Annotated in this window: 14 protein-coding genes and 1 pseudogene; 5 read left to right on the top strand and 10 right to left on the bottom strand. The window is 59.5% G+C overall.

The annotated features are described in order from the left end of the window. Window positions 1-17: 17 nt before the first annotated feature. The 6 genes from L901_RS15175 to L901_RS15150 all read right to left on the bottom strand — a co-directional run bounded on the left by L901_RS15175 (window position 18) and on the right by L901_RS15150 (window position 7388). On the bottom strand, window positions 18-2012 hold the full coding sequence (locus tag L901_RS15175) for an alpha-glucosidase (protein ID WP_059758212.1): 1995 nt from the start codon (window positions 2010-2012) through the stop codon (window positions 18-20). Window positions 2013-2023: 11 nt separating this feature from the next. After that, window positions 2024-2878 (bottom strand): carbohydrate ABC transporter permease, encoded by an 855-nt coding sequence (locus L901_RS15170; protein WP_003519886.1) that lies wholly within the window; start codon window positions 2876-2878, stop codon window positions 2024-2026. Between the two features lie 4 nt (window positions 2879-2882). Beyond that, window positions 2883-3794 (bottom strand): carbohydrate ABC transporter permease, encoded by a 912-nt coding sequence (locus L901_RS15165; RefSeq protein ID WP_020810525.1) that lies wholly within the window; start codon window positions 3792-3794, stop codon window positions 2883-2885. A gap of 174 nt (window positions 3795-3968) precedes the next feature. Continuing rightward, the gene (locus L901_RS15160) at window positions 3969-5219 is read right to left on the bottom strand and encodes an ABC transporter substrate-binding protein (RefSeq protein WP_059758209.1); all 1251 of its coding nucleotides are present in this window, start codon (window positions 5217-5219) and stop codon (window positions 3969-3971) included. A 52-nt stretch (window positions 5220-5271) separates the two neighbouring features. Next, the gene (locus L901_RS15155; protein ID WP_059758206.1) at window positions 5272-6348 is read right to left on the bottom strand and encodes an ABC transporter ATP-binding protein; all 1077 of its coding nucleotides are present in this window, start codon (window positions 6346-6348) and stop codon (window positions 5272-5274) included. A gap of 335 nt (window positions 6349-6683) precedes the next feature. Further along, window positions 6684-7388: a GntR family transcriptional regulator gene (locus tag L901_RS15150; RefSeq protein WP_059758203.1), complete on the bottom strand. Its 705-nt coding sequence runs from the start codon at window positions 7386-7388 to the stop codon at window positions 6684-6686. Window positions 7389-7488: 100 nt separating this feature from the next. On the opposite strand from L901_RS15150, the gene L901_RS15145 reads away from it, so the two are divergent. The 5 genes from L901_RS15145 to L901_RS15125 all read left to right on the top strand — a co-directional run bounded on the left by L901_RS15145 (window position 7489) and on the right by L901_RS15125 (window position 14992). Next, entirely contained in the window at window positions 7489-8646 is a 1158-nt protein-coding gene (locus L901_RS15145; protein ID WP_003519880.1) for an LLM class flavin-dependent oxidoreductase, read from the top strand. Continuing rightward, the gene (locus L901_RS15140; RefSeq protein WP_059758200.1) at window positions 8646-9539 is read left to right on the top strand and encodes an aldo/keto reductase family oxidoreductase; all 894 of its coding nucleotides are present in this window, start codon (window positions 8646-8648) and stop codon (window positions 9537-9539) included. Before L901_RS15145 ends, L901_RS15140 begins: the two co-directional genes overlap by 1 nt. After that, window positions 9539-10063: a flavin reductase family protein gene (locus tag L901_RS15135; RefSeq protein ID WP_059758197.1), complete on the top strand. Its 525-nt coding sequence runs from the start codon at window positions 9539-9541 to the stop codon at window positions 10061-10063. The genes L901_RS15140 and L901_RS15135 overlap by 1 nt, the downstream gene beginning before the upstream one ends. Window positions 10064-10538: 475 nt before the next feature. After that, a complete protein-coding gene (locus L901_RS15130) occupies window positions 10539-14432 on the top strand; it encodes an autotransporter domain-containing protein (RefSeq protein WP_245289657.1) in 3894 nt (1297 codons plus the stop codon). After that, window positions 14432-14992 (top strand): invasion associated locus B family protein, encoded by a 561-nt coding sequence (locus L901_RS15125; RefSeq protein ID WP_059758191.1) that lies wholly within the window; start codon window positions 14432-14434, stop codon window positions 14990-14992. The genes L901_RS15130 and L901_RS15125 overlap by 1 nt, the downstream gene beginning before the upstream one ends. On the opposite strand, the pseudogene L901_RS15120 reads toward L901_RS15125, so the two are convergent. From L901_RS15120 to L901_RS15105, 4 genes and pseudogenes are all read right to left on the bottom strand, one after another. Further along, window positions 14989-18128, bottom strand: a pseudogene (locus tag L901_RS15120) (efflux RND transporter permease subunit). The gene L901_RS15125 and the pseudogene L901_RS15120 overlap by 4 nt on opposite strands. Next, a complete protein-coding gene (locus tag L901_RS15115) occupies window positions 18125-19402 on the bottom strand; it encodes an efflux RND transporter periplasmic adaptor subunit (protein ID WP_059758188.1) in 1278 nt (425 codons plus the stop codon). The pseudogene L901_RS15120 and the gene L901_RS15115 overlap by 4 nt, the downstream one beginning before the upstream one ends. Before the next feature lie 289 nt (window positions 19403-19691). Beyond that, window positions 19692-20888 carry a polysaccharide biosynthesis/export family protein gene (locus L901_RS15110; protein WP_003519875.1) on the bottom strand — a complete coding sequence of 399 codons (1197 nt, stop codon included), beginning with the start codon at window positions 20886-20888 and terminating at the stop codon, window positions 19692-19694. A gap of 414 nt (window positions 20889-21302) precedes the next feature. After that, window positions 21303-22427: a glycosyltransferase family 4 protein gene (locus L901_RS15105; RefSeq protein ID WP_059758185.1), complete on the bottom strand. Its 1125-nt coding sequence runs from the start codon at window positions 22425-22427 to the stop codon at window positions 21303-21305. Between the last annotated feature and the right edge of the window lie 335 nt (window positions 22428-22762).

The following is a 22762-nucleotide window of genomic DNA, read 5'->3' as shown; positions in this document are numbered from 1 at the left end:
GGGACGAACCCACTAGTTCAGCCGATGGTGCGAAGCTGTTCAAACAGCGGACGATGGCTGCTATCGGCACGATAGAACACGGCCGGCTCGCCGAGCGGCGCTTCGACGGTGACGTCCTGTCCGCCGGGATAATGCGTGCCGCTCCACAGGTGCACCCATTCACCGTCGCCCGGAAGATAGAGCGAGCGTTGCGTTTCGCCCGCTTTCCAGACCGGTGCGACAAGCATGTCCGCCCCGTAGAGATAGCAGTCCTGAATGGTATAGGTCTGCCGGTCATGCTCGTAATGCAGGAAGAGCGGACGCTGCACCGGCAGGCCCGTCCTGGCCGCTTCCGCCGAGAGCGATTTCAGATAGGGGGCCAGCGCGACATAGATGGATGTCATGCGGGCGAAATGGGCAAGAACCGCCTCATCCTGATCGATCTGGAGATTGTCGCGCGGCCGGTTGCCCTCATGGGTACGCATGACCGGTGTGAAGGCGGCCATCTCCGTCCAGCGCATGATGAGTTCCGCGGTTCTAACATTGCCGAACAGGCTGGTGTAACCGCCAATATCGGAATGGTGATAGGCATTGCCCATGAGGCCGGAGGAGAGCGCCCCGCAGATGACGGTGACCAGACCGTCGTGACGGGAGAAGTCGACCGACTGGTCGCCGCCCCAGATGAGCGGGCAATGGGCCTGTACACCGGTGAAGCCGGCCCGCATGAAGAACAGCGCTTCGCCGGTCTTGCCGCGACTTTCGACGGCCTTGGCGTTGACCTCGGCCCAGAGCGTTGGCCAGGCATTGTGCACCAGCTTGGCGTCGACGCCATTGGAAAGCGTGATGTCGATCGGCAGATATTCGCCGAAATCGGCCATCCAGCCGGAAAGGCCGAAATCGAGCATGTTCCTGCCGATGATCTCTTCGGCAAACCAGTCGGCGGCGGCCGGATTGGTGAAATCGACCACGCCGCAATCGAACTCGCCGAAATCCACCAGCGCCGTCTTGCCCTCGGCGTCGGTGGCGAAATAACCGGCTTCTTCGGCAACCGGAAAGAGCGGGCCATCGACGCAGAGATAGGGATTCACATAACCCAGGAAACGGATGCCCTGATCGGCAAGCTCGGCGATCTTCTGGCGCAGATGCGGATAACGCGTATCATTCGCCTGCCAGTCCCAGAACAGGCGCGCGCCGAAGGATGTCTGGCGAAGACCCACCCAGTCTTCGCACCAGAGGCCGGACACCTTCGTTCCGGCCGCACGGATTTTCTCCAGCCGCGCAAAGGAGTTGACGCCGTCCTTTAACCCGATGATCGCGCCGCCATAGATCCATTCCGGCAGTTCCGGCTGGCGTCCGAACCGCAGCGACAGGGCGGAAACGATATCGGTGAAATGATCGCCGGCGAAGAATTCGATCTTTTCGGGGATGGCCCAGATTTCGATCTCGTGGAAATCGCCGTTGCGGAAATCGAAGACCGAATAGGCGCTTGTCTCCACATGGAGGGCATATCTGCGCGACGACAGGTAAGTCGGCTGCGGGTAGTTGGTGTTGTAATAATCGCCGCCCGCCTTGCCGCTGACATCCGATTTGAAGGTGATTTCGGTGGTTTTGTCGCGACCGACCCCCGGTTCGGAGGTCCAGAGCGGAAAGCGGCGGCCGCGCATGTCGAAATAGGACATCTGCTCGCCGCCGCCCCAGACATGCTCATCCGTTTCCGCGACAACGCGCAGCCAGAGGCGGTTGATGGTGTCATCCAGCGCCGTTAGCCGCATCGCGTTGCCGTCGAGCGTCAGACGAAGGCGCGGTGCCTGTCCCGGTGCGGATGAGAGCGTGACGCCGTTGCCGCTGACCTCGGCGTGGCGCAAGGCGGTTCGTTCGATAAGGTAGTCCTCGATATCGAAATTGCCGCGATACATATCCATCCTCTCCTTACCGAAACCGGCGAAGAAGGCCGGGTTTTCAAAGGAATGGGAAAGTATGGTGCGGTTGCCGATGGTGAGCGCGAAGCCGTCTTTGGTCGTTTCGAAATGCATGACTTTACCTTTTAGCCCTTGAGACCACCGGCGGTGAGACCCGAGACGACCCGTTCCTGAAAGATGACGATCAGGATGGCGACCGGCACGATACCTACCACCAGCGCTGCCGAAATGACCGGCCAGGGGAAGGCGAATTCACCCTGATAAAGCTGGATGCCAACGGGAAGCGTGCGCAGTGCCGGATTGGAATTGAAGGACAGCGCCAGCAGGAACTCATCCCAGGCATTCACGAAGGCAAGGATGCCGGCGGTGAAAACGCCCGGCGCGCAGAGCGGCACGACGACCTTGAACAGCGCGCCGATGCGGGTGCAGCCGTCGATCATGGCGGCATTTTCGAGATCGCGCGGAATGCTTTCGAAGAAGGAGACCAGCATCAGCGTGCAGACCGGCAGCGAAAGCACAGTGTAGGGCAGGATCAGCGCCGTCCAGCTGTTGAGCAGGTTGAGCGCCCGCATGATTTCGAACAGCGGCACCAGCAGCGTCACCAGCGGGAAGGTGGAGACGGCGATGATGAGCGAGAGGATCAGCGCGCGATATTTGAGGTTCAGCCGCGCCAGCGCATAGGCTGCCAGCACCGAAATCAGGATGGTGAGCGCGGTGGAAAGCAGCGCCACCATGAAGCTGTTGAACAGGAAGAGATGCAGCGGCTGGTCGGAAAAGGCCTGCATGTAATTGGCCAGCGTCGGCGCATGCGGAAACCAGGTGATCGGCTTGACCGTCAGTTCCGCTTCGGTCTTCAGCGAGGTGAAGAGAATCCAGATCGCCGGAAACAGGCCGTTGACCAGAAGAATGGAGGCCGCGATGAAGCGTAGCGGCTTGCCGGAAAAGAAGGAGGACAGACCGGAATTCGCAACGGTACTCATGGGATCAGTCCTTCGTCCTGATGATGCGGAGATAAACGGCGGTGACGCACATGGAGAGCGCAAACATCATGACCGCCAGGGCCGAACCGTAACCCAGATCGAGGAAGGAAACGGTGTTCTGGTGAATGTACATGGCAAGCGTCGTGGTGGATGTGCCGGGGCCGCCGCCGGTCATCATGTAAGGAATATCAAAGGTCTGCAGCGCCGTGATCGTGCGGAAGATGAGCGCGACGACAATCGAGGGCTTCAAAAGCGGCAGGGTGATTTCGAAAAATTGCCGGATTTTACCGGCGCCATCCACATCAGCCGCCTCGTAGAGCGAACGCGGAATGGTCTGCAGGCCGGCGAGGATCATCAGCGCCATGAAGGAGGATGTCTTCCAGATGATTGTCAGGCAGATGGCCGCAAAAGCCCAGTTCGGTGAATTGAACCAGATGATGCCTTCAAAGCCGAAACGGTTCAGCACATCGTTGACGACGCCATATTCGTAATGGAAGAACCATGCGAAGATGAGACCGGCGAAAGACAACGGCAGCGCCCATGGGATCAGCAGCGAAAGCCGCATCGGCCACTGCATGGAAAAAGGCAGGTTGGCGAGCAGTGCGAGGCCAAGGCCCATGATGAGCGCGCCGGGCACGGTGATCAGCGTTATCAGAACCGTATTCCAGGTCGTTTCCCAGAAGATCGGGTCGTCGAACATCGCCGTGTAGTTTTCAAAGCCGATGAATTCCGCCGGCAGGCCGGATGTCAGCGAAAGGCTGAAAAAGGAGGTGTAGACGAGCCGCGCCACCGGATAGACGATGATGAGCGACAGCAGGATCGCCGCCGGTGCCAAGAGAAGCACCGCCAGCGGCCGGTCGCCGAGATCGAGCCACCGCGTCCAGCGCGGCTGCGGTTTCTCGTCCACCCGAACCATGGTTCTTTCCGGCATTGTCACGTCTGCCACTCCCGCAACTGGATTCACGTCGTCGTCTCCCGATCGGACCGGTTCTTATCCGGCCCGTTTATCGCGCCCTTCAGGCGGCTTTATTCCTGTCAGTCGAAGCGGCCGGAAAGGGCATGGCAGGCATGTCGCTTTCCGGCCCAAAGCTTAGCGCAGAACGCGCCGCAGACGGCTTTCCATCTGCTTTGCGCCATCCTCCGGCGTCATCACGCCGGCAAGCACACCGTTGACGGTGGTGCGGATCGTCTCGCTGACCTCGTTGTAACGCGGCGTCACGGGGCGGGCCTTGGCGGTTTCAACCACGGGCAGGGCGTCAGCGAACCAAGGGATCGTCTTGGTCACATCCGAATCCTTGTAGAGAGCGGCATAGGTGGGCAGCAGCGCGGCGTTGATGGCCATGAACTTCGACACATCCTGACCGGAGAGATATTCCACCAGCTTCTTGGCTTCCTCCTGCTGCTTGGAATAGGCGGAAACGCCGAATTCCCAGCCGCCGAGGCAGGTCGTCTGCTCGCCGCCCTTGACGGCCGGCAGGCGGGCGACACCGACCTTGTCGTTCACCTGCGATTCCTTGCCCTGGAAATGGGTCCAGGCGTAGGACCAGTTGACGGCGAAGAGAACCTTGCCGGCCTGGAATTCCTTGCGGGTGTCGTCGGTCGCGACTTCCGAAATATTCTTCTTGGAAATGCCTTCATCGACGAAGCTCTTCCAGAGCTTCAGCGAATCCACGGCCGCCTGATTATCGAAGTTCAGCTTGCCGTTTTCGACCAGCGACTTGCCTTCGCTCCAATAGGGCAGCAGGAAGGTGCAGACCGCACCCTCGATCGCCTTGCCCTGGAAGGACAGGCCCTGAAGCTCGGGGTTCTTTTCACCCTCCATCACCTTCTTGGATGCTTCCTTCAGCTCGTCCCAGGTGGTTGGCGGCTGAATGCCGTATTTGTCCAGCAGGTCCTTGCGGTAATAAAGGAACATGGAGTCGGCGAAGGCGGGCAGCGCCACGATCTTGCCGTCCACGGTGTTGGCTTCGGCATAGGTCGGCAGATAGGCGGACATGTCCTTGCCGGAGAAATCGCTGGTCCAGCCGGCGGTGGCGAATTGCGCCGGGCGGATGACGTCGAGCATCAGCACGTCGAGGCTGGAATCCTTCGCCGACATGACGGTGTTGAGATATTGCGCCTGCATTTCCGAGGTGTTGCCGCCGGTCTCGATGACCACCTTCACGCCGGGCGTTTTGGCCTCATATTGATCCAGCGCCTTGCGCCAGACATCCGGCTGATGCTGGCTGGAAACGAAGATTTTCAGTTCGGCGTCGGCAAAGGCCTGTCCCGAAAAGGCGAGCACGGTTGCGCAGAGCGCGGCACCCATGAGGGCTTTGCCCTTGATGGTTTTAAATGTCATGTGTTCCTCCCATTATTAAACCTGTTGGCCGCAGCGTCTCTTCGCCCGGCAATCAGTGAATCGAGCGTTCCGTCGCGGCATCGAAAAGATGGACCTTGGACGGATCGACGCCGATCTTCAGTTCCTCATTTGGCGCAGGTCGCAGATGCGGCGGCATGCGTGCGGTCAGCGCCGCATCGCCAAGGCTGAAATGGACGAGCGTGTCCGAGCCCAGCGGTTCCACTACCTGCACCTTGACCGCAAGCTGCGTGTCGAAGCCCTCTACGGGGCCGAAATGTTCCGGACGAATGCCGACGATGACTTCGCGCCCGTCGAGACCCGTTTCGCGGGATGGCCGGATGGCTGCCATCGGCAGGGAATTGCCGTCGGAAAATATCAGCCGGTCGCCGCTCACCTTTGCGCGGGCGAAATTCATCGCCGGAGCGCCGACGAAACCGCCCACGAAGACGCTTTCCGGACGGTTATAGACCTCGTCCGGCGTGCCGACCTGCTCGATATCGCCGCCGCGCAGGATGACGATACGGTCGGCCAGCGTCATGGCCTCCACCTGGTCATGGGTGACATAGATGATGGTCGTGCCGAGCTGCTGGTGCAGCCGCTTGATTTCCGTGCGCACCTGTCCGCGCAGCTTGGCGTCGAGGTTGGAAAGCGGCTCATCGAACAGAAACACCTGCGGGCGGCGCACGATGGCGCGGCCCATGGCCACGCGCTGGCGCTGGCCGCCGGAAAGCTGGCCGGGCCGACGGTCGAGCAGGTGCTCGATGCCCAGCATCTTCGCCGCCTCGTCGATGCTGGCATTGGCCTGCGAGGCGTTGACCCCGCGCACCTTCAGGCTGAAACCCATGTTTTCGCGCACCGTCTTGTGCGGATAAAGCGCATAGTCCTGAAACACCATGGCGATGTCGCGCTCGCGCGGCGGCAGCCGGTTGACGACGCGGTCGCCGATCTTCACTTCGCCGCCGGTAATGCTTTCAAGCCCGGCGACCATGCGAAGCGTCGTCGATTTGCCGCAGCCGGAAGGGCCGACGAACACGACGAATTCGCCATCGTTGATTTCAAGGTCTATGCCCTTGACGATGCGCAGCGCACCGTAACTCTTGTCCAGCTTGCGCAGGCTGACCGAAGCCATATTTCCCTCCTCACGACCGGCGCGTCCAGAATTCGGATGGACGCCATTGCCGGTATCAACGTTCAAGTTCCACGCATCGCATCATCGAAAATCGATCCCGATTGTCTGGCGATATCGTGTGATGGCGAAACGCCTGTCTCCCTGAGGACGTGATATTACCTTTCAAAAAAAGGAAATCAATAGTGTATCAATTTTATTTCTGACAGAAATCAAAAACTATTAAGTCATTGATTTAAAGAAATATAGTCGCAAAACAGCCTGCAGGACAGGCCGCTGCTTGCTTGCCTCCCGTCAAATTTCTCCATTCATCTGCATCACGCGAATTTTGCGCAGTCTCAACGTATGCGAGAAACGTATCGCGCAACGCTATGGTCGAACCACGTCCATGAAACTTCGGCCACCGCACCATCCTGCGCCTGGCTAAGACGCAACACCCGCGGCACCAACGCGCCTGATTTCTGACCGAAGACCTCGGGCGTCCATTCGGGTACTTCACCGAGATCGATGCGATCCTCCGCCTTCGATATCCAGAGGTTGAGGCGGGTGCGATAATAGAGATAAAGGGATTCCGACATGTTCTCGATGGCGATGGTGTCGACGTAAGAACCGTCCAGCCAGATTTCTTCGATGGCCGCTGGTTTGCCGGCAATGCGCCGCAGGCGGCGAATCCTGTGCCCTTCGGCCGATGTGCCGAAAGCGGGCAGGTCGGCGGGCTTGGCAAGACGCGCCACATCCAGAACTTCCGCCGTCGGCAGGCCGCCGCCCTCGATCAGTTCAAGCCGGAAGAAGGCGTAGACGCTTTGCGGATCGCTGACGGCGCGGATGTAGTTGCCCGAGCCCTGCACGCGCTCCAGCAGGCCGCGCTCCTGCAATTCGGCGAGCGACTTGCGAAGCGTGCCAACGGCGATGCCGAGATCGGCCGCCATATCGCGCTCCGGCGCGAGCTTCTCGCCATCGATCAGCCGGCCCGCCGCCACTTCGCGCACCAGCATTTCCGCGATCTGCATATACATTGGCAGGCTGCCGCCAGTGTGTTTCATATGCCGTTTCCTCCCCCGAAACAAAAATTGATACATCATTGATTTACATATTTCTTGATGTTATGCAAGAAAAACGAGAGCGGCCCTGAGGAGGAATTGCATGACCGTCGTACCCGTTACATCCGCTGATCTCGATGCTGCCGAGGTCTCCTGGTTTTCCGCTTTGTGTTCCGATGACTACGCCTATCTTGGTGTGCCGGATGGCAGCCTGCGCTCCAGTTTCGAACATTGTTCCGATATCGTCAAAAAGGCCGAAGAACTCGGCTTTCGCAACATCCTCTGCCCTTCGTCCTATCAGGTCGGGCAGGATACGCTGAGCTTCGTCGCCGGCTGCGCGCCGATCAGCGACCGCATCAATTTTCTTGCTGCTATCCGCTGCGGCGAAATGCAGCCGATCATGCTGGCGCGCACGGTGGCGACGCTCGACCACATGTTGAAGGGCCGCCTGACGCTCAACGTCATCAGCTCCGATTTCCCCGGCGAAGTGGCCGATAGCGCGTTTCGCTACAAGCGCAGCCATGAGGTCGTTGAGATTCTGCGCCAGGCCTGGACGCGCGACACCATCGACCATGACGGTGAAATCTACCAGTTCAAGGGCGTCTCCACCGAGCCGGCAAGACCCTATCAGCAGAATGGCGGACCGCTCCTTTATTTCGGTGGCTACTCGCCGGATGCGCTGGAACTCTGCGGTGCGCAATGCGACGTCTATCTGATGTGGCCGGAAACGAAGGACCAGCTTGCAGACCGCATGCGTGCCGCAAATGAGCGCGCCGCCGCCCATGGCCGCACGCTGGATTACGGCCTGCGCGTCCATATGGTGGTGCGCGATACCGAACAGGAAGCCCGCGAATATGCCGAACATCTTGTCTCGAAGCTCGATGACGAATATGGGCAACTGATCCGCAACCGCGCGCATGACAGCGGTTCGCTCGGCGTGTCGCATCAGGCGCGTGCCCGCGAACTCGCCGACAAGTTCGGTTATGTCGAACCCAATCTGTGGACCGGCATCGGCCGGGCGCGTTCGGGCTGCGGTGCGGCGCTGGTCGGTTCCACCGACAAGGTGCTTTCGGCGCTGGAGGAATACCAGAAGATGGGCATTCGCGCCTTCATCCTTTCCGGTTATCCGCATCTCGATGAGGCGGAGCACTTCGGCACCAAGGTTCTGCCGCAGATGAAAACCTGCTCCCTGCCGCATGCCTATGGCCGGGTGCCTTCTGAAACGCCGGCCACGCCGCTCGGCAACGGGGAACGCCACTAATGGAACGCATCGCTCTTTCCGACAAACTCGAATTCAGCCGCATCGTCTACGGCATGTGGCGCATCGGTGACGATGCCGATACCTCGCCCGCCCATGTGCAGGCCAAGATCGAGGCTTGCCTCGCGCAGGGCATCACCACCATGGATCAGGCCGATATTTACGGCGGATACACGGCGGAAGCCATTCTGGGGGCGAGCCTGAAAGCCGCTCCGGGGCTGCGTGACAGAATAGAAATCGTCACCAAATGCGGCATCGTTGCACCCGCCGGACGTCACGCCGCCGCCCGCGTCAAACATTACGACACGACGGCCGGCCACATCAACGCCTCGGTCGAGGCGTCGCTTCGCGACATGGGGACGGATCACGTTGATCTGCTGCTCATTCACCGTCCCGATCCGTTGATCGATGCGGAAGAAACCGGCAAGGCGCTCGATGCGCTGGTGGCATCCGGCAAGGTCAAGGCCGTCGGCGTCTCCAACTTCCGCCCGTGGGATTTCTCCCTGCTGCAATCGGCGATGAGCAACCGGCTCGTGACCAACCAGATCGAAATGAGCCTTCTTGCCACGGATTGCTTCACCAATGGCGATCTGGCCTTCCTGCAGGAAAAGCGCGTTTCTCCAATGGCATGGTCGCCGCTTGGCGGCGGCTCGCTGTTCTCCGGTGCCCATGGCGGCACAATGGCCGCCCTGCAGCGCATCGGTAAGGAACAGGGCGTGGATGCGACGGCAGTGGCGATCGCCTGGCTTTTGCGGCATCCGGCCAAAATCGTGCCTGTGCTCGGCACCAACAATATCGAGCGTATCGGAACGGCGGCCGATGCGCTTCGCGTGACGATGGACCGCCAGACGTGGTTCGAGCTCTACACCCTTGCGATTGGAAAAGAGGTGCCGTGATGACAGTGGCAGAGGCGATCAAAATGCCCAATGAGCATGTATTCGTTCCCGGCGGCGAAAACAGCCGCAGCTTCCGCAATGCGCTCGGCGCTTTTACCACCGGCGTGACGGTGGTGACCGCCACGACGCCGGAAGGGCCGATCGGTATGACGGTCAACAGCTTCGCATCCGTGTCGCTCGATCCGCCGCTGGTACTCTGGTCGCCGGCCAAAAGCTCGTCGCGTTATCAGGCCTTCAGCGGTGCAACCCATTTCGCCATCCACGTGCTGAGCGCCGATCAGGATGTGCTGAGCGCTCGCTTCACCCGCAACGGCCGCGCTTTCGACGATCTCGACTGGGAAATGAATGACGAGGGCGTTCCGGTCATTCCCGGAACGCTTGCCCGGTTCGAATGCCGGCAGGCGGCGTCCCACGATGCGGGCGACCACACCATCATCGTCGGCGAGGTGCTGCGCGCCGCCCATCGTGATGGAGACCCGCTGTGCTTTTCGGGCGGATCCTTTGGCCGGTTTTCGCGGCAATAGGAAATGTCCATTAGTATTTCTTTGAGTGCTTAAAAGCGAATTATTACAGAAATATTTCAATTTCTTCATGGGGTGCACTCGTTGCACTCCATTTTTTATTTTTAAATCATCAATAAATATGAGTTCTATTATGATTTATGGCAATTATTTTTCCAAATGGGCTAATTGAGTTGAATATGAGGATGATTCGCCGGATCGGGAGAGGGCGGAGCGAAGCGCCGGTATGGGAGGTTGGATGTCCGGTTGTTTCTACCGTCAAACGGGGAAGCCGCGAAAGACTGGCTTAAGGGCGATAGTTTCGCCCGGGCGTTCCCGGCAGACACCGGCGAGCTTCCTCATTCTGTTGTTTTCCGTTGCAATAGCTCACCCTACCTTAGCCGAGACGATAGTCTGGCAGGGCTCCGCGACAGACGACTGGTTTTCCACTTCCAATTGGCCTTCTTACCTATGGGTGCCCGGGCCGGATGATGCGGCCATGATCAATGGTGATGGGCCGACGATCGCCGACGGCAAAGAGGCCAAAGCCTACGATTTGTTTGTAGGAATCACGGCGGATGGCACCATGTCGGTCGAAGGTGGCCTGTCGACAGCCTATACCCGTCTCGGAAATTCCTTTGGCGTCTCCGGCACCCTGAATTTTTCTGGAGGAACATGGTCGAACGACCGCGATGTGTCGGTGGGTGAAAGCGGTCTCGGCGAACTCCGCCTCATTGGAGGCAGTCAGGCGGTTTCCGGCGGAAATATCTACGTTGGCAAAGATCAGACGGGACAGGGCACCTTCGTGCTGGACGATTCATCCAGTTTCGAGAATTCCGGCACGATTTTCGTGGGCTACGGCGGTGGCGTCAATCTGCTGGAGGTACTGGGCGCAAGCCGTCTGGAAACCGGCGGGCTGGTCGTGGCCAACGGGGACGGCATGCTCGGAACAGTATCCGTGGAAGGACAGGGCAGCAGCCTGACCGTTTCCGACGGAATGGTTGTCGGCGGTGGCGGTACTGGAGTTTTCACCATTGCCGGCGGTGGGGTGGTTGCGAGCCGGGGCACGACCGTGATTGGCGATTTGGAGTCGTCGGATTCGAGTGCGCTCACAATAAATGGCGCAGGTTCTCTGCTGGAAACAGAAGGTACTCTGGTCGTCGGTAATTTGGGTGCCGCCACCATGTCGGTCGGCACGGCGGCGATCGTTGACAGCGGAACCGTGGTTATCGGCCGCCATTCGGCAGGTATTGTCGCTATAACGGGTGGCGGCACCAAATGGATGACAGGCGGCTTGCTGATCGGTGGCGATGCTTCTGATCCCATCGGAAATGCCGGGAGTGGCAGGCTTACCGTCGAGACGGGCGGTACGGTGGAAAGCGTCTCCGGGCGCCTCGGCATTGTTGCCGGCTCTACGGGTCACGTTACCGTGGACGGCGGCGGTTCTGTCTGGACGGCCGGAAGCGGCGGTCTTGGTGTGGGCGTTGACGGCGCGGGCGAGCTGGCCATAACCGGTGGTGGGATCGTCGGTTCCGCCCGCACCGTTCTTGCTGCAAACGCTGGCAGCACCGGCTCCGCCGCTGTTTCCGGTTCCAGAACCACCCTGCGTAATGACGGCGATCTCTATGTGGGCGGTGCCGGCGAGGCGTCTTTGCATGTCTGGGCGGGCGGCGCTGTCACCAGCGATAATGGATATGTCGCGACGCTCGCCGGTTCGACGTCCTCCGTGATCGTCTCTGGCGGCGGATCGAGCTGGACGCTGGCCAGGGCCCTGATCGTCGGCGATCAGCGAGGTGCGGAAGGAGAGGTTGCGGTCACTACTGGCGGTGATATTCGGGCAGGCGAGGTCAAGCTGGGCTATTTTGCTGGCTCTTCCGGCGCGATGACAATAGACGGGACCGACTCCAATATGACCGTGCGGGTCGACAATAATTTTGCCTATTCCGGCTATATGGATATCGGATACGGTGGTTTCGGCAGGGCTATAGTGTCCGATGGCGGTTCGCTCGATGCCTATCGGCTTTTATTGGGCACGAGGGCGGGTTCGAGCGGGATATTGCGGGTGAGCGGCGTAGGATCGCGCGTCGAAACCGATAGTGCCCTTACTATAGGCCACGCCGGCAGCGGTGCGGTGGAGGTGACGGGCGGTGCTTCGCTTGCTGCGACAATCCTCATCATTGCATCCGAAGCGGGATCGACCGGTGTGCTGAATATTGGCGCCGCTGCCGGGCAGACGGAACGTTCCGCCGGGGAAGTCGAGGCGGAGGCGATCGTGTTCGGTGCCGGCAACGGCCGCATCGTGTTCAACCATTCCGAGACGAATTATACCTTGTCGGCCGATATTTTCGGCGCAGGCCATGTCGATGCGGAAAACGGCGTGACGACGCTCAGCGGCCAGAACACCTATTCCGGTGGTACCAGTGTCTCTGCCGGAACGCTGAAGGGAAGCGCCACGAGTTTCGGTTCGGGCAGGATCGCCAACGATGCGCAGCTTGTCGTGGATGGGGCGGGTACGCTTTCGAATGTCATCAGCGGTTCCGGCGCCATTGAGAAGACGGGCAGCGGCAATCTGGTTCTTACCGGTAACAACAGCTATTCCGGCGGCACCATGATTGCGGCCGGCACATTGACGGGAGGGGCGGCAGGCTTCGGTTCGGGAGAAATCATCAATAATGCGCAACTCGTCGTGGAGGGCGCGGGAATTTTTTCGAATACCGTCAGCGGCACCGGCGCTTTTGAGAAGACGGGCGATGGCAATCTGGTTCTTAACGGAGCCAGCACATATACTGGCATTACCGAGGTTTCGTCCGGTAAGCTCAGCGTCAACGGCTCGCTTGTCAGCACCGTTTTCGTAGATGACGGGGCGACGCTTGGCGGTTCCGGCGCCATTGGCGGCCTGACCGTTGCTTCCGGCGGCACGCTTTCGCCTGGCAATTCCATCGGCACGCTCACCTCCACCGGCGATGTGACATTCGCCAGCGGCTCGGTCTATGCGGTCGAAATCGATGCGTCCGGCAATTCCGACAGGCTCGATGTCAATGGCACGATCACCATCGGCAACAATGTCAATCTCGTCGTCACGACGCTTTCGAGCCATTCGGCCTATAGTCTCGGCACACGATACACCATCTTGACGGCGACCGGCGGCGTTACCGGCGTTTTTTCCAGGATAGATGAAAATTTCGCCTATTTGATCGCAAGCGTAACGAAGAGCACCGATAGCGGTACCGCCTATCTCTCCTTCACCCGGACATCGCCGGAGGCAGGGCTCCTTGCCTCCGCGACGTCGAGGGAAAATGCGGGCGCAGCGAATGCTGTCGAGGCGCTCGGGGAGGCTGCGCCGCTTTATCAGGCAGCCGTGTTTCTTCAGCAGGGGGAAGCCCAATCCGCCTTCTCGCAGCTTGCTGGCGCGCTCCAACCTTCGCTTGCAATGGCGTTGATAAGCCGTAGCCAACTGACGCGTGACGTTATTCTCGACAGGATGCGCAGCGCCTTTAACGGCATCGATGCGCGACCGATCCTGCCCATTGCCGGTTCAGGCGGAAGGCAACCAGAGAATATCGGCGAAGACCACCTCACTTTCTGGTCCAGTGGTTTTGGCTCGCGCAGTCGTCTCGGTGGCGATGGTCATGGTTTTTCTGTGGAGACCAAGGGCGGCGGCGTTCTTTTCGGTGTCGATGGGGATTGGGACAACGGCTGGCGCACGGGTCTGGCGGCCGGTTACGGTCACGACACCGTCAGCCAGATCGACCTCGCCGCGTCGGCGGATGTGGACAGCTATTATCTCGCCGCTTATGGGGGCACGGCGATTGGACCCACTTCCCTGCGCTTCGGCGCAATTCACGCCTTCCAGAATGTGGAAACCCAACGGGCAATTTCGTTTTCGACACTGAAGGGGGAACTCGCTGCCGGTTACGATGCCTCCACCACACAGGCCTTTGCCGAAGCGGCCTGGCGTTTCGATTTCGACCCGACCCATGTCGAGCCCTATGCCAATATCAGCTACGTGAACACCCATACGGATGCTTTTCGGGAGATTGGCGGCATTGCCGCCGTTTCGTCCGGCCCGGCAAACCACGGCCAGCTCTATACCACGCTCGGCGCGCGCATCAGTCGCGATTTCGCCGTTGAGGGTGGGCTTGGGCGGGCGATGTTCGACGTGGCGTGGCGACATGGCTATGGCGATCGGACTCTGGAGAGCAGATTGTTTTATGATGGCGGCAGCGGCTTTTCCGTCGCAAGTGCTGCGACGGCGCGCGATGCGGCATTGCTGAATGTCGGCCTGAGCTATGATCTCAATCCCTTCGCCACTTTGACATTCCGTTATGGTGCAGTTTTCGGAGCGGGGGTGCTGGAGCAATCCGCCTTTGCCGAGCTGGGAGTTCGTTTCTGATGACGTGCATTCAAAGCCGGCTCTGGAAACCATTCCTGCTTATTTTCGCCGTCACCGGTGGGGCGAATGGTTTGCATGCACAGGAGGCTGCGAAGACGGTTGCGCCCTTGCATGAGGTTTATGGTAGCTGGCAGGTCGCCTGCGCGGCGATTGCGAAAACAGGGGATGCTGCTGCAACCGCAACACCGCTCTGCGCCATCGCCCAGATACAGCTCGAGGAAAAAACGCGCAAGTTGGCCATGTCCGCCGAATTCCGGCTGGACGATGCGGCAAGGCCGGACAGGCTTTCCGGCGCATTGGTGATGCCTTTCGGTCTGGCTGTCACGAAGCTCTTTTCGGTGAAATCCGGAAATGTCCGGTTGCAGGAAGTACAGGTCAGCACCTGTCTGCCGGTGGGTTGCATTGTTTCCTTCACGCCATTCGTGGAACTCGTGTCGGCTTTGAAGGCGGAGCAGACCTTGACGATTGAGGCCCCTGATCTCGAGGGGCGCATCATTTCGTTCCAGTTGCAGGGCAAGGGATTTGCCGAGGCGCTGAAGCGCCTCGAAAATCTGCGTTAAGCGGCAACGGAGTCCGGTTCGCCGGTCCCTTCCGGCTTCTGCGGTTCGGCGTGCTTTTCCGCCTTTTTCCGGCGGGAGAACAGCCCGGTGAGGAAATGACCGAACCGGTCCATTTCCACGAAGATGACAGGCGTGATGAACAACGTCAGCAATTGCGAGACGATGAGGCCGCCGACCACGGCGATGCCGAGCGGCTGGCGCAGTTCCGAACTCGCGCCCGAGCCGAGCGCGATGGGAAGCGCCCCAAGCAGCGCGCAGAAGGTCGTCATCATGATCGGCCGGAATCGGCGCACGCAGGCCTCGTGAATGGCGGTTGCAGGCGGTTCGACCTTTTCGCGCATGAGCTCCACCGCGACATCGATCATCATGATCGCGTTTTTCTTGACGATGCCGATCAGCATCAGCAGGCCAATCAGCGCGATGATCGAAAAATCCATGCCCATCACCTTTAGGGCCACCAGGGCGCCGAAGGCAGCCGCCGGCAGGCCGGAGAGGATGGTCAGCGGGTGGATGAAGCTCTCGTAAAGCACGCCGAGAACCACATAGATGGTCAGCACCGCCGCCAGAATGAGAATGCCGGTATTGCCCTGGCTCTGCTGGAAGATCGCCGCCGTACCGCCATAGCTGGTGAACACATCCTGCGGCAGGCCTATCGTGCTCTTGATCTGATCGATCCGGCTTGTGGCATCGGACAGCGCCACGCCATCCGGCAGGTTGAAGGAGATGGTGGTGGAGACGAGCTGGCCCGTCTGGTTGATGGTGACAGGGGCCTGTGTGCGGGTGAGGGTGGCGAAGTTTGAAAGCGGAACCAGAACGCCCGATTTTGCCGAAAGAATGTTGATATCGCTGAGGAAATCATCATTCCACGGTTTCGAGCTGTCGAATTCCACAATCACGTCGTAGCTGTCGCCGGTGGACTGGATCTGGCCGCCGTATAACCGCCAAAGGACATTTCCAGCGTCTTGCGCAACTGATCATTGGTGATGCCGAAGGCGGCTGCCTTTTCCGGATCGACGGAAATCGTTGCGGCGATCGCGCCGTTCTGGGCATCTGAGGTGACGGAGGTGAAGGTGTGGTCGCGGCGCATCGCTTCCATCAGCTTGTTCGACCATTCATTGGTCGTGTCGGCATTCAGGCCCTGAACGACGAGCTGGTACTGGCTGGCGGAGCTGCGCCCGCCGAAACGCAGGCTCTGCTGCGGATTGATATAGGTGCGGATGCCCGCCACTTTCGATGTGGCCTGCCCCAGTTCCGCCAGCACCTGGCTGAGCGGCGCGCGCTCTTCCTTGGGCTTCAGCTCCACGAACATCGAGCCGTTGTTCAGCGGATTGCGTGAATTGCCGCCGACAATGGAGGTGACATGCACCACAGCCGGATTCTTGCGGATCTGATCGGCGACCTGAGCCTGGAGATCGCGCATCGCCGTATAGGAAATATCCTCACGCGCCTGTGTCGAAACGGAAAGACGGCCGATATCTTCCTGGGGAAAGAAGCTGGAGGGCAGGGTTTCGAAGAGATAAAGCGATGCCGCGACCGAGGCGAGAAACGATGCCAAAACGATGCGGCGATGGGAGAGGCACCAGCCGACGGCGCGGCCATAGGCGCGCAACGTCCGTTCGAAACCCGCATCGAACCAGCGGATGATCGCGGGTGGTCTGGAGGAGTGGCCGGAGAGGCGCGAAGCGAGCATCGGCGTCACCGTCAGCGAGACCAGCGCCGAGGCCATGATCGCGAGCGTGACGACCATGCCGAATTCGTTGAAGAGCCTGCCGATAACGCCGCCCATCAACAGGATGGGAATGAAGACGGCAACCAGCGAGATGGACATGGAGAGAATGGTGCTGCTGACCTCTGCCGCGCCCTGAAGGGCCGCCTCCCGCATGGGCAGGCCTTTTTCATGCAGGCGCAGGATGTTTTCCAGCATGACGATGGCGTCGTCCACCACCAGCCCCACCGAAAGTGTCAGGCCGAGCAGTGAGATATTGTCGATGCTGTAGCCCAGAACATACATCATGCCGAAGGCGGTGATGAGAGACAGGGGGACTGCAAGACCCGGAATGACGGTCGCCGTCAGGTGCCCAGTGAAGAGATAGATGACCGCAACCACCAGCCCGATGGTGAGAAACAGCGTGAACTGGACGTCCGAAATCGCGTCCTTGATGGCGGTCGAGGCGTCATTCATGACGTTGATATTGACCGAAGGCGGCAACTGCTGGTGAAGCGCCGGCAGCTTGGCCTTGATGGCGTCCACTACATCGACGGTATTGGCGTCCGGCTGACGTTGCACGGCGAGAACGATGGCCTGTTCACCGTCGAACCAGCTGCCGGCATTGGTGTTGTCGATGCTGTCAGTGACATTGGCAATATCGCCGAGATGGATCGGCGCGCCATTATTCGTCGAGACGACCAGCGAGCGGAAGGCGGCCGCATTGGTGCGCTGGGTATCGGCCTCGATCGTCAGGCGCTGATTGTCGTTCTGTAGCGCCCCGACGGGAACCTGATTATTCGCTTGGGCGATGGCGGTGGTGACGGTGTCGACGCCGAGCCCTCTTGCCTGAAGCTGGGCCGGATCGAGGCCGATACGCACGGCATAGGTCTGTGCGCCATAGATGCTCACCTGCGCGACGCCCGATATGGTGGAAAGAAGCGGAGAAATGATGTTCTCGGCGATTTCGTCCACCTTGCTGGTCGGCATCTCCTTGCTATTGACGGCCAGCAGCAGCACCGGCGCATCGGCCGGATTGGTCTTGCGATAGCTCGGCGTCGTCGTCATGTTGCTCGGCAATTGCCGCTGCGCGCGGGAAATCGCGGCCTGCACATCGGCTGCCGCTGCATCGATATCGCGGTTGAGATCGAACTGTAGCACGATCGAGCTGTTGCCGAGCGTATTGGTGGCGCTGATTTCGCTGACGCCGGGAATGGTCTCGAACTGCTTGACCAGCGGTGTGGTGACCGATGTGGCCATGGTTTGCGGCGAAGCGCCGGAAAGCGACGAGGAAACGTTGATCGTCGGGAAGTCCACCTTCGGCAGGGCGGCCACGGGCAGCAGGCGGAAGCCGGCAAGCCCGGCCAGCACCAGGCCGATGGCGAGAAGCGTGGTGGCAACGGGCCGGTTGATGCAGAAATTCGGGATCATTGGTCGCCAACCTTTTCCTGCGGAATATTGGCGGCCAGATTGCCGGCCGCGCCGCCCTTGTCGGAAAATTGCTCGACCACGAACTGGCCGTCGGCAAGTTCGGATTGACCCTCGATAATCACATGCTCGCCACCATTGAGGCCGCTTGCGATGGCGGTAAGATCGCCGTTCGAGCGGGCGACTTCCACCGGCGTCATATGGGCATGATGTTCGCTATCGACGGTATAGACGAAGTTGCCCTTTGGCCCCGGCCGCACGGCGACCGTCGGTACGACGATCATTTCATCGTCCGACACGAAGTGGGCCGTGACGTTGACGGACTGGCCGGGCCATAAAAGACCACGATCGTTCTTGAATTCCGCCTTGGCCAGCACCGTGCCGGAGGTCTGATCCACCGTATTGTCGTAGAACCGCAGTACGCCGCTCATCGGTTCGCCCCCCGTCGCCGCGGGGTCGACATCGACTGCGGTATCCTTCGCCACGCCTTCGCGCAATTGCGGCAGATAGCGCTGGGAGAGCCGGAAACTGACCGAAATCGGATCGTATTTGGTGATCGTCACGATATTGACGCCGGCGCTGAGATAGGCGCCGGGGCTGACGCTGATATCGCCGAGCCGCCCATCGAAGGGGGCACGGATTTCCATATGTTCGAGCGTCACCTGGTCGGAGGCAAGCGTTGCCTTGTCGGCATCGATCTTGGCGCTGGCGCTATCCCGCGCCGCCCTTGCCTGATCCAGCACCTGCTGGGATTCCGCACTCTGCTTGACGAGATTGGCGGCGCGCTGGAAGGCGGCCTCCGTCTGCTCCAGCGTTGCCTGATCGGCGGCGATATTGGCCTTGTCCTTGTCGACAGCGGCGCGGGCGATGCGGTCATCCATCTTGAGGATAAGGTCGCCCGCCTTGATATGCTGACCGTCCTTCGCCTCGATTTCCATGACGAGGCCGGCCTGAAGCGGCGCGATATTGGTGATGTCGGCCGCAACCGCCCAGCCCGTCGCCGTTGCATCCATCGGCAGCGTCGCCTTGCCGACGGCGATGGTGCTGACGGTGGGTGGCCCGCCATTGCGCCGCCCTCCGCCCTGTCTTTGTCCCTGCTGCCGGGCTGGTTGGCCGCTTTGGGAGGACTGCGTCGCCGTTTCGGCGTCGGCCCTGGGAGATACGCTGGCAAATTGCTTGAGATAGGGGACTTGATCGAGCGGCAGGCGATCCTTGAAATACCAGGCACCGGCGGCTGCGATGGCAAGAACGCTGAGAGCGGTCCAGAAACGTTTCATCTGACGATTCCGCGTAATGAGAGCGATACATGTTTCCCGAACATGTGCGGTAAGCCTTGGGAGCAGCTTTCCCCCACAAGACACCCAATGCGCTGCGAAATCACCTTAAACTTTTGTAATGGCGGCGACAATGACCGTCGCTATATGCCCTGTCTTTTGGGGGCAGACGGTTTTGGTTCCTGCCCCATGCAATGCTTGACCATGTTCCCGTTTCGCCGCTGGTTCCGGCCAAGGAAAAAGCCGCCTCGTTTCCGGGGCGGCTCTGGCATGGATGGTGAAAAGCCTCCGATTAGAAGGCCCGGATGGCGTTGCGGGTCGCCAGCACGTCCTCGGCGACATTGCCCGTCGTTGCCGGTACGGAGCCGACGAGATCCAGGAACTTGTAAAGTTCGGTGGCCTGCGAGTTGGTGACATAGATGATGTCGCGATCCTGCATCGGGAACTTCGTGGCGGCGAAGAAGGTCGACGGATCGCGCAGATTGGCGCGGAAGATGACCGGAACGTCCTGTCCGGGGAACTTCGACGTATTGATGCCGAGCTTCACGAGAAGATCGCGCTTGACGATACGATAAACATAGACCTGAGCCGGGTCGGCGCGGGAATCGAGCAGTCCACCCGCTTTGCCGAGTGCATCCGAAAGCTTGAGATCCGCATCCTCGAACTCGAAACGTCCGTTGAGGCCCGAAGCGCCGAAGGCAAGGTAAGTGCGGCGTTCACGCTCCACCATGATCGTGTCGCCCGGAACCACATAGATGTTTTCGGACGGCGTGCTGACGAGGTGGTTGTAATTGACGCGGGCGGTCTTGCCGCGGCGGATCAGCGTGACATAGGATTCGATATTCGGAGCGCTGAGGCCCTTTGCATAGGAGATGACGTCGAGAACCCGATCGCCCGCTTCCGAAAGCTGAACCTTTGTCGGTTCCTTGACATCGCCCAGCACGGAGGCCTGTGCGGAGCGGCTGGAAATCTTGGTGATGAGAACCTGCGGCTCGATGGCGCGGTTGGCAAGCCGTTCCTCGATTTCGCTCTGCACATCCTCGACGTTGCGGCCGGTGGCGCGAATCTTGCCCGCATAGGGAACGCTGATATTGCCTTCCCGGTCCACGGTCTGGTTCGGCAGGCTGATGAAGTTGCCGGGACGGCTGCCGGCGTCGTTCGGAATGAAGAGGCCGCCGGCCTGGCTTTCAAAGATTGCAACCTGCACCACGTCGCCGACACCCATCGGCAGCGCCGGAACGCCGCCCTTGCCGCCGCCGAAACTGCCGAGCAGGGTGGTGGTGGTGGTGTCGCCGACGTAATTGAGGACGGAGCTGTTGATGTCGAGCAGCGCGTAGTCGACACCGGCGGTTTTCTGCTTGTCCTTGGAGGCGAATTTCACGGAAGCGTTAGATTCGATCGAGGCTGCATCGGGGCCGGAGGCCGCGGTAACCGTGCAACCCGCCAGTGCTGCAGAGGCAAGCAGAATCGAAACATTCAATAAACGCATTTGGTCCTCGAAATGAATGCCGCCCGAAAAGCAGAAATAATCCGGACATCGTATAAGTTTTTAAAAATAAGCACTTCATAAATGACACCGGTAAAGGAAATCCAAACCGGCATTACATCCATTCAGCGGAATCGCATCCCTGGATGTTTACGTCCCCTATCAGGCATATGCCCAATTTCAGACGATGCTTCAAGTTCATCATCACTCAACTGCGCCGAAAAATTCCGGGCGAGGCACGATGTTCGAATCCCCTGACGGTGTCAGTATTGTTGCGCTTCAATATTCAGTTGGATGCCATAATCTCTTTGATTGCTGCATTGCGCTAGTGCAGTTTTGTCACGCTTGCGCGGTTTCTTTTGCTGTTGACTGACGTGAAGACTAATCAATTGTTTTGTAAATGTTTTTATGTACCCGTCATGCCCGCTCAGCCAGTGCGAAATTCACGGTATCCGCGAATTCCCGCAGGAAACGCTCGCGTGAGAAGCGGGCGGCATTGGTGATACAGGCGTTCTTGTCGAAGCGGTCGGAATTGTCGACGAACTCCTGTACGGCGGCGCAGATTGCCTCCGGTGTCTGCTCACCGAAATAAAGGCCGGTCGGATGGTTGGAGGCGCCGAGCGGAACGACGGTTTCCAGCACGCCGCCCTTGCCATAGGCGATGACCGGTGTGCCGAGCGCCTGGGATTCGACGGGCACGATGCCGAAATCGTCTTCTGCTGCAAAAACAAAGGCCTTGGCCTCGGCCATGTATTTGTGAAGCTCGTCATTGCCGACGAAACCGAGAATTTCGACATTCGACGTGGCGATTTCGCGGATGCGTTTCATGTCCGGCCCGTCGCCGATGACGACCAGCCGTTTGTCGGGCATCTTTGCAAAGGCTTCAACGATCAGGTGCACCTTCTTATAGGGCACGAGCCGCGACGCCGTGACGAAATAGTCCCCCTTAAGCTCGGACGGGGAAAGATGGGACGTGTCCACCGGCGGATAGATCACGGTGGAATCGCGGCCATAACATTTGCGCACCCGGTTACGGATGAATTTGGAGTTGACCGTCATCAGGTCGACACCGTTGGCGGTGCGGATGTCCCACATGCGGATATAGTGAAGAATGGCGCGCGCGATCCATGAGGTAAAGCCGCGCGTCAGTCTGGTTTCCTTGAGATACTGGTGCTGGAGGTCCCAGGCGTAGCGGATGGGGCTATGGATATAGGAGACGTGAAACTGGCCCGGGCCGGTGATGACGCCCTTGGCGACCGCATAGCTCGAGGAAATAACGAGGTCGTAGCCACTCAGATCGAACTGTTCGATGGCGAGCGGCATCAGCGGCAGATAGGAGCGGTATTTTTTCCGGGCGAAAGGCAGCTTCTGGATGAAGGACGTGTTGACGGGACGGCCGCCGAGAAACCCCCGGTCGCGCTCGCTCATGAAATCGACAAGGCAGTACAGATCCGCGTGAGGGTAAATTTCAAGAAGGTTGTGAAGCACTTTTTCGGCCCCGCCTCTGTCGGTGAGCCAGTCATGCACGATTGCCGTCTTCATAATTTCCTCAATAATTTCAACGTAATAAAAATTAATGTTCTGCCATGGAATAAAGTTTGGCGGTGTAGAATATCAGGTCTGTCTGCAGCCCTTGAAAATACGGCTGGCGGCGTCAAATAGCGTAATGATTAATAAGAATGTGCGGGTATGTCTGTGGTGGCCTAGCGTTAGTCCGCTCTTTAATAGCACTTTGTTCGCAAATGCGAAATATCCAACCTTCTTAATTCCCTTTCTTCCTTTGCAGTCAAACGCCGATCGTCATTCCCGCTTTCCCAGCCGGAAGAGATGGATATCACGGCACACCGCTTTTTTGGCGAAACTCCCGTTTTTTCATT

The organism is Agrobacterium sp. D14, from assembly GCF_001526505.1.
Lineage (GTDB): Bacteria > Pseudomonadota > Alphaproteobacteria > Rhizobiales > Rhizobiaceae > Agrobacterium > Agrobacterium leguminum.
This window is presented reverse-complemented; position numbering and strand designations above follow the sequence as displayed.

Bases quoted from the DNA above. Each gene is read 5' to 3' on its own strand.
- L901_RS15170 (WP_003519886.1), bottom strand. From the start codon at position 2,878: ATGAGTACCGTTGCGAATTCCGGTCTGTCCTCCTTCTTTTCCGGCAAG.
- L901_RS15135 (WP_059758197.1), top strand. From the start codon at position 9,539: ATGACAGTGGCAGAGGCGATCAAAATGCCCAATGAGCATGTATTCGTT.
- L901_RS15125 (WP_059758191.1), top strand. From the start codon at position 14,432: ATGACGTGCATTCAAAGCCGGCTCTGGAAACCATTCCTGCTTATTTTC.
- L901_RS15150 (WP_059758203.1), bottom strand. From the start codon at position 7,388: ATGAAACACACTGGCGGCAGCCTGCCAATGTATATGCAGATCGCGGAA.
- L901_RS15160 (WP_059758209.1), bottom strand. From the start codon at position 5,219: ATGACATTTAAAACCATCAAGGGCAAAGCCCTCATGGGTGCCGCGCTC.
- L901_RS15145 (WP_003519880.1), top strand. From the start codon at position 7,489: ATGACCGTCGTACCCGTTACATCCGCTGATCTCGATGCTGCCGAGGTC.
- L901_RS15110 (WP_003519875.1), bottom strand. From the start codon at position 20,888: ATGCGTTTATTGAATGTTTCGATTCTGCTTGCCTCTGCAGCACTGGCG.
- L901_RS15140 (WP_059758200.1), top strand. From the start codon at position 8,646: ATGGAACGCATCGCTCTTTCCGACAAACTCGAATTCAGCCGCATCGTC.
- L901_RS15105 (WP_059758185.1), bottom strand. From the start codon at position 22,427: ATGAAGACGGCAATCGTGCATGACTGGCTCACCGACAGAGGCGGGGCC.
- L901_RS15115 (WP_059758188.1), bottom strand. From the start codon at position 19,402: ATGAAACGTTTCTGGACCGCTCTCAGCGTTCTTGCCATCGCAGCCGCC.
- L901_RS15175 (WP_059758212.1), bottom strand. From the start codon at position 2,012: ATGCATTTCGAAACGACCAAAGACGGCTTCGCGCTCACCATCGGCAAC.
- L901_RS15130 (WP_245289657.1), top strand. From the start codon at position 10,539: ATGATCAATGGTGATGGGCCGACGATCGCCGACGGCAAAGAGGCCAAA.
- L901_RS15155 (WP_059758206.1), bottom strand. From the start codon at position 6,348: ATGGCTTCGGTCAGCCTGCGCAAGCTGGACAAGAGTTACGGTGCGCTG.
- L901_RS15165 (WP_020810525.1), bottom strand. From the start codon at position 3,794: ATGGTTCGGGTGGACGAGAAACCGCAGCCGCGCTGGACGCGGTGGCTC.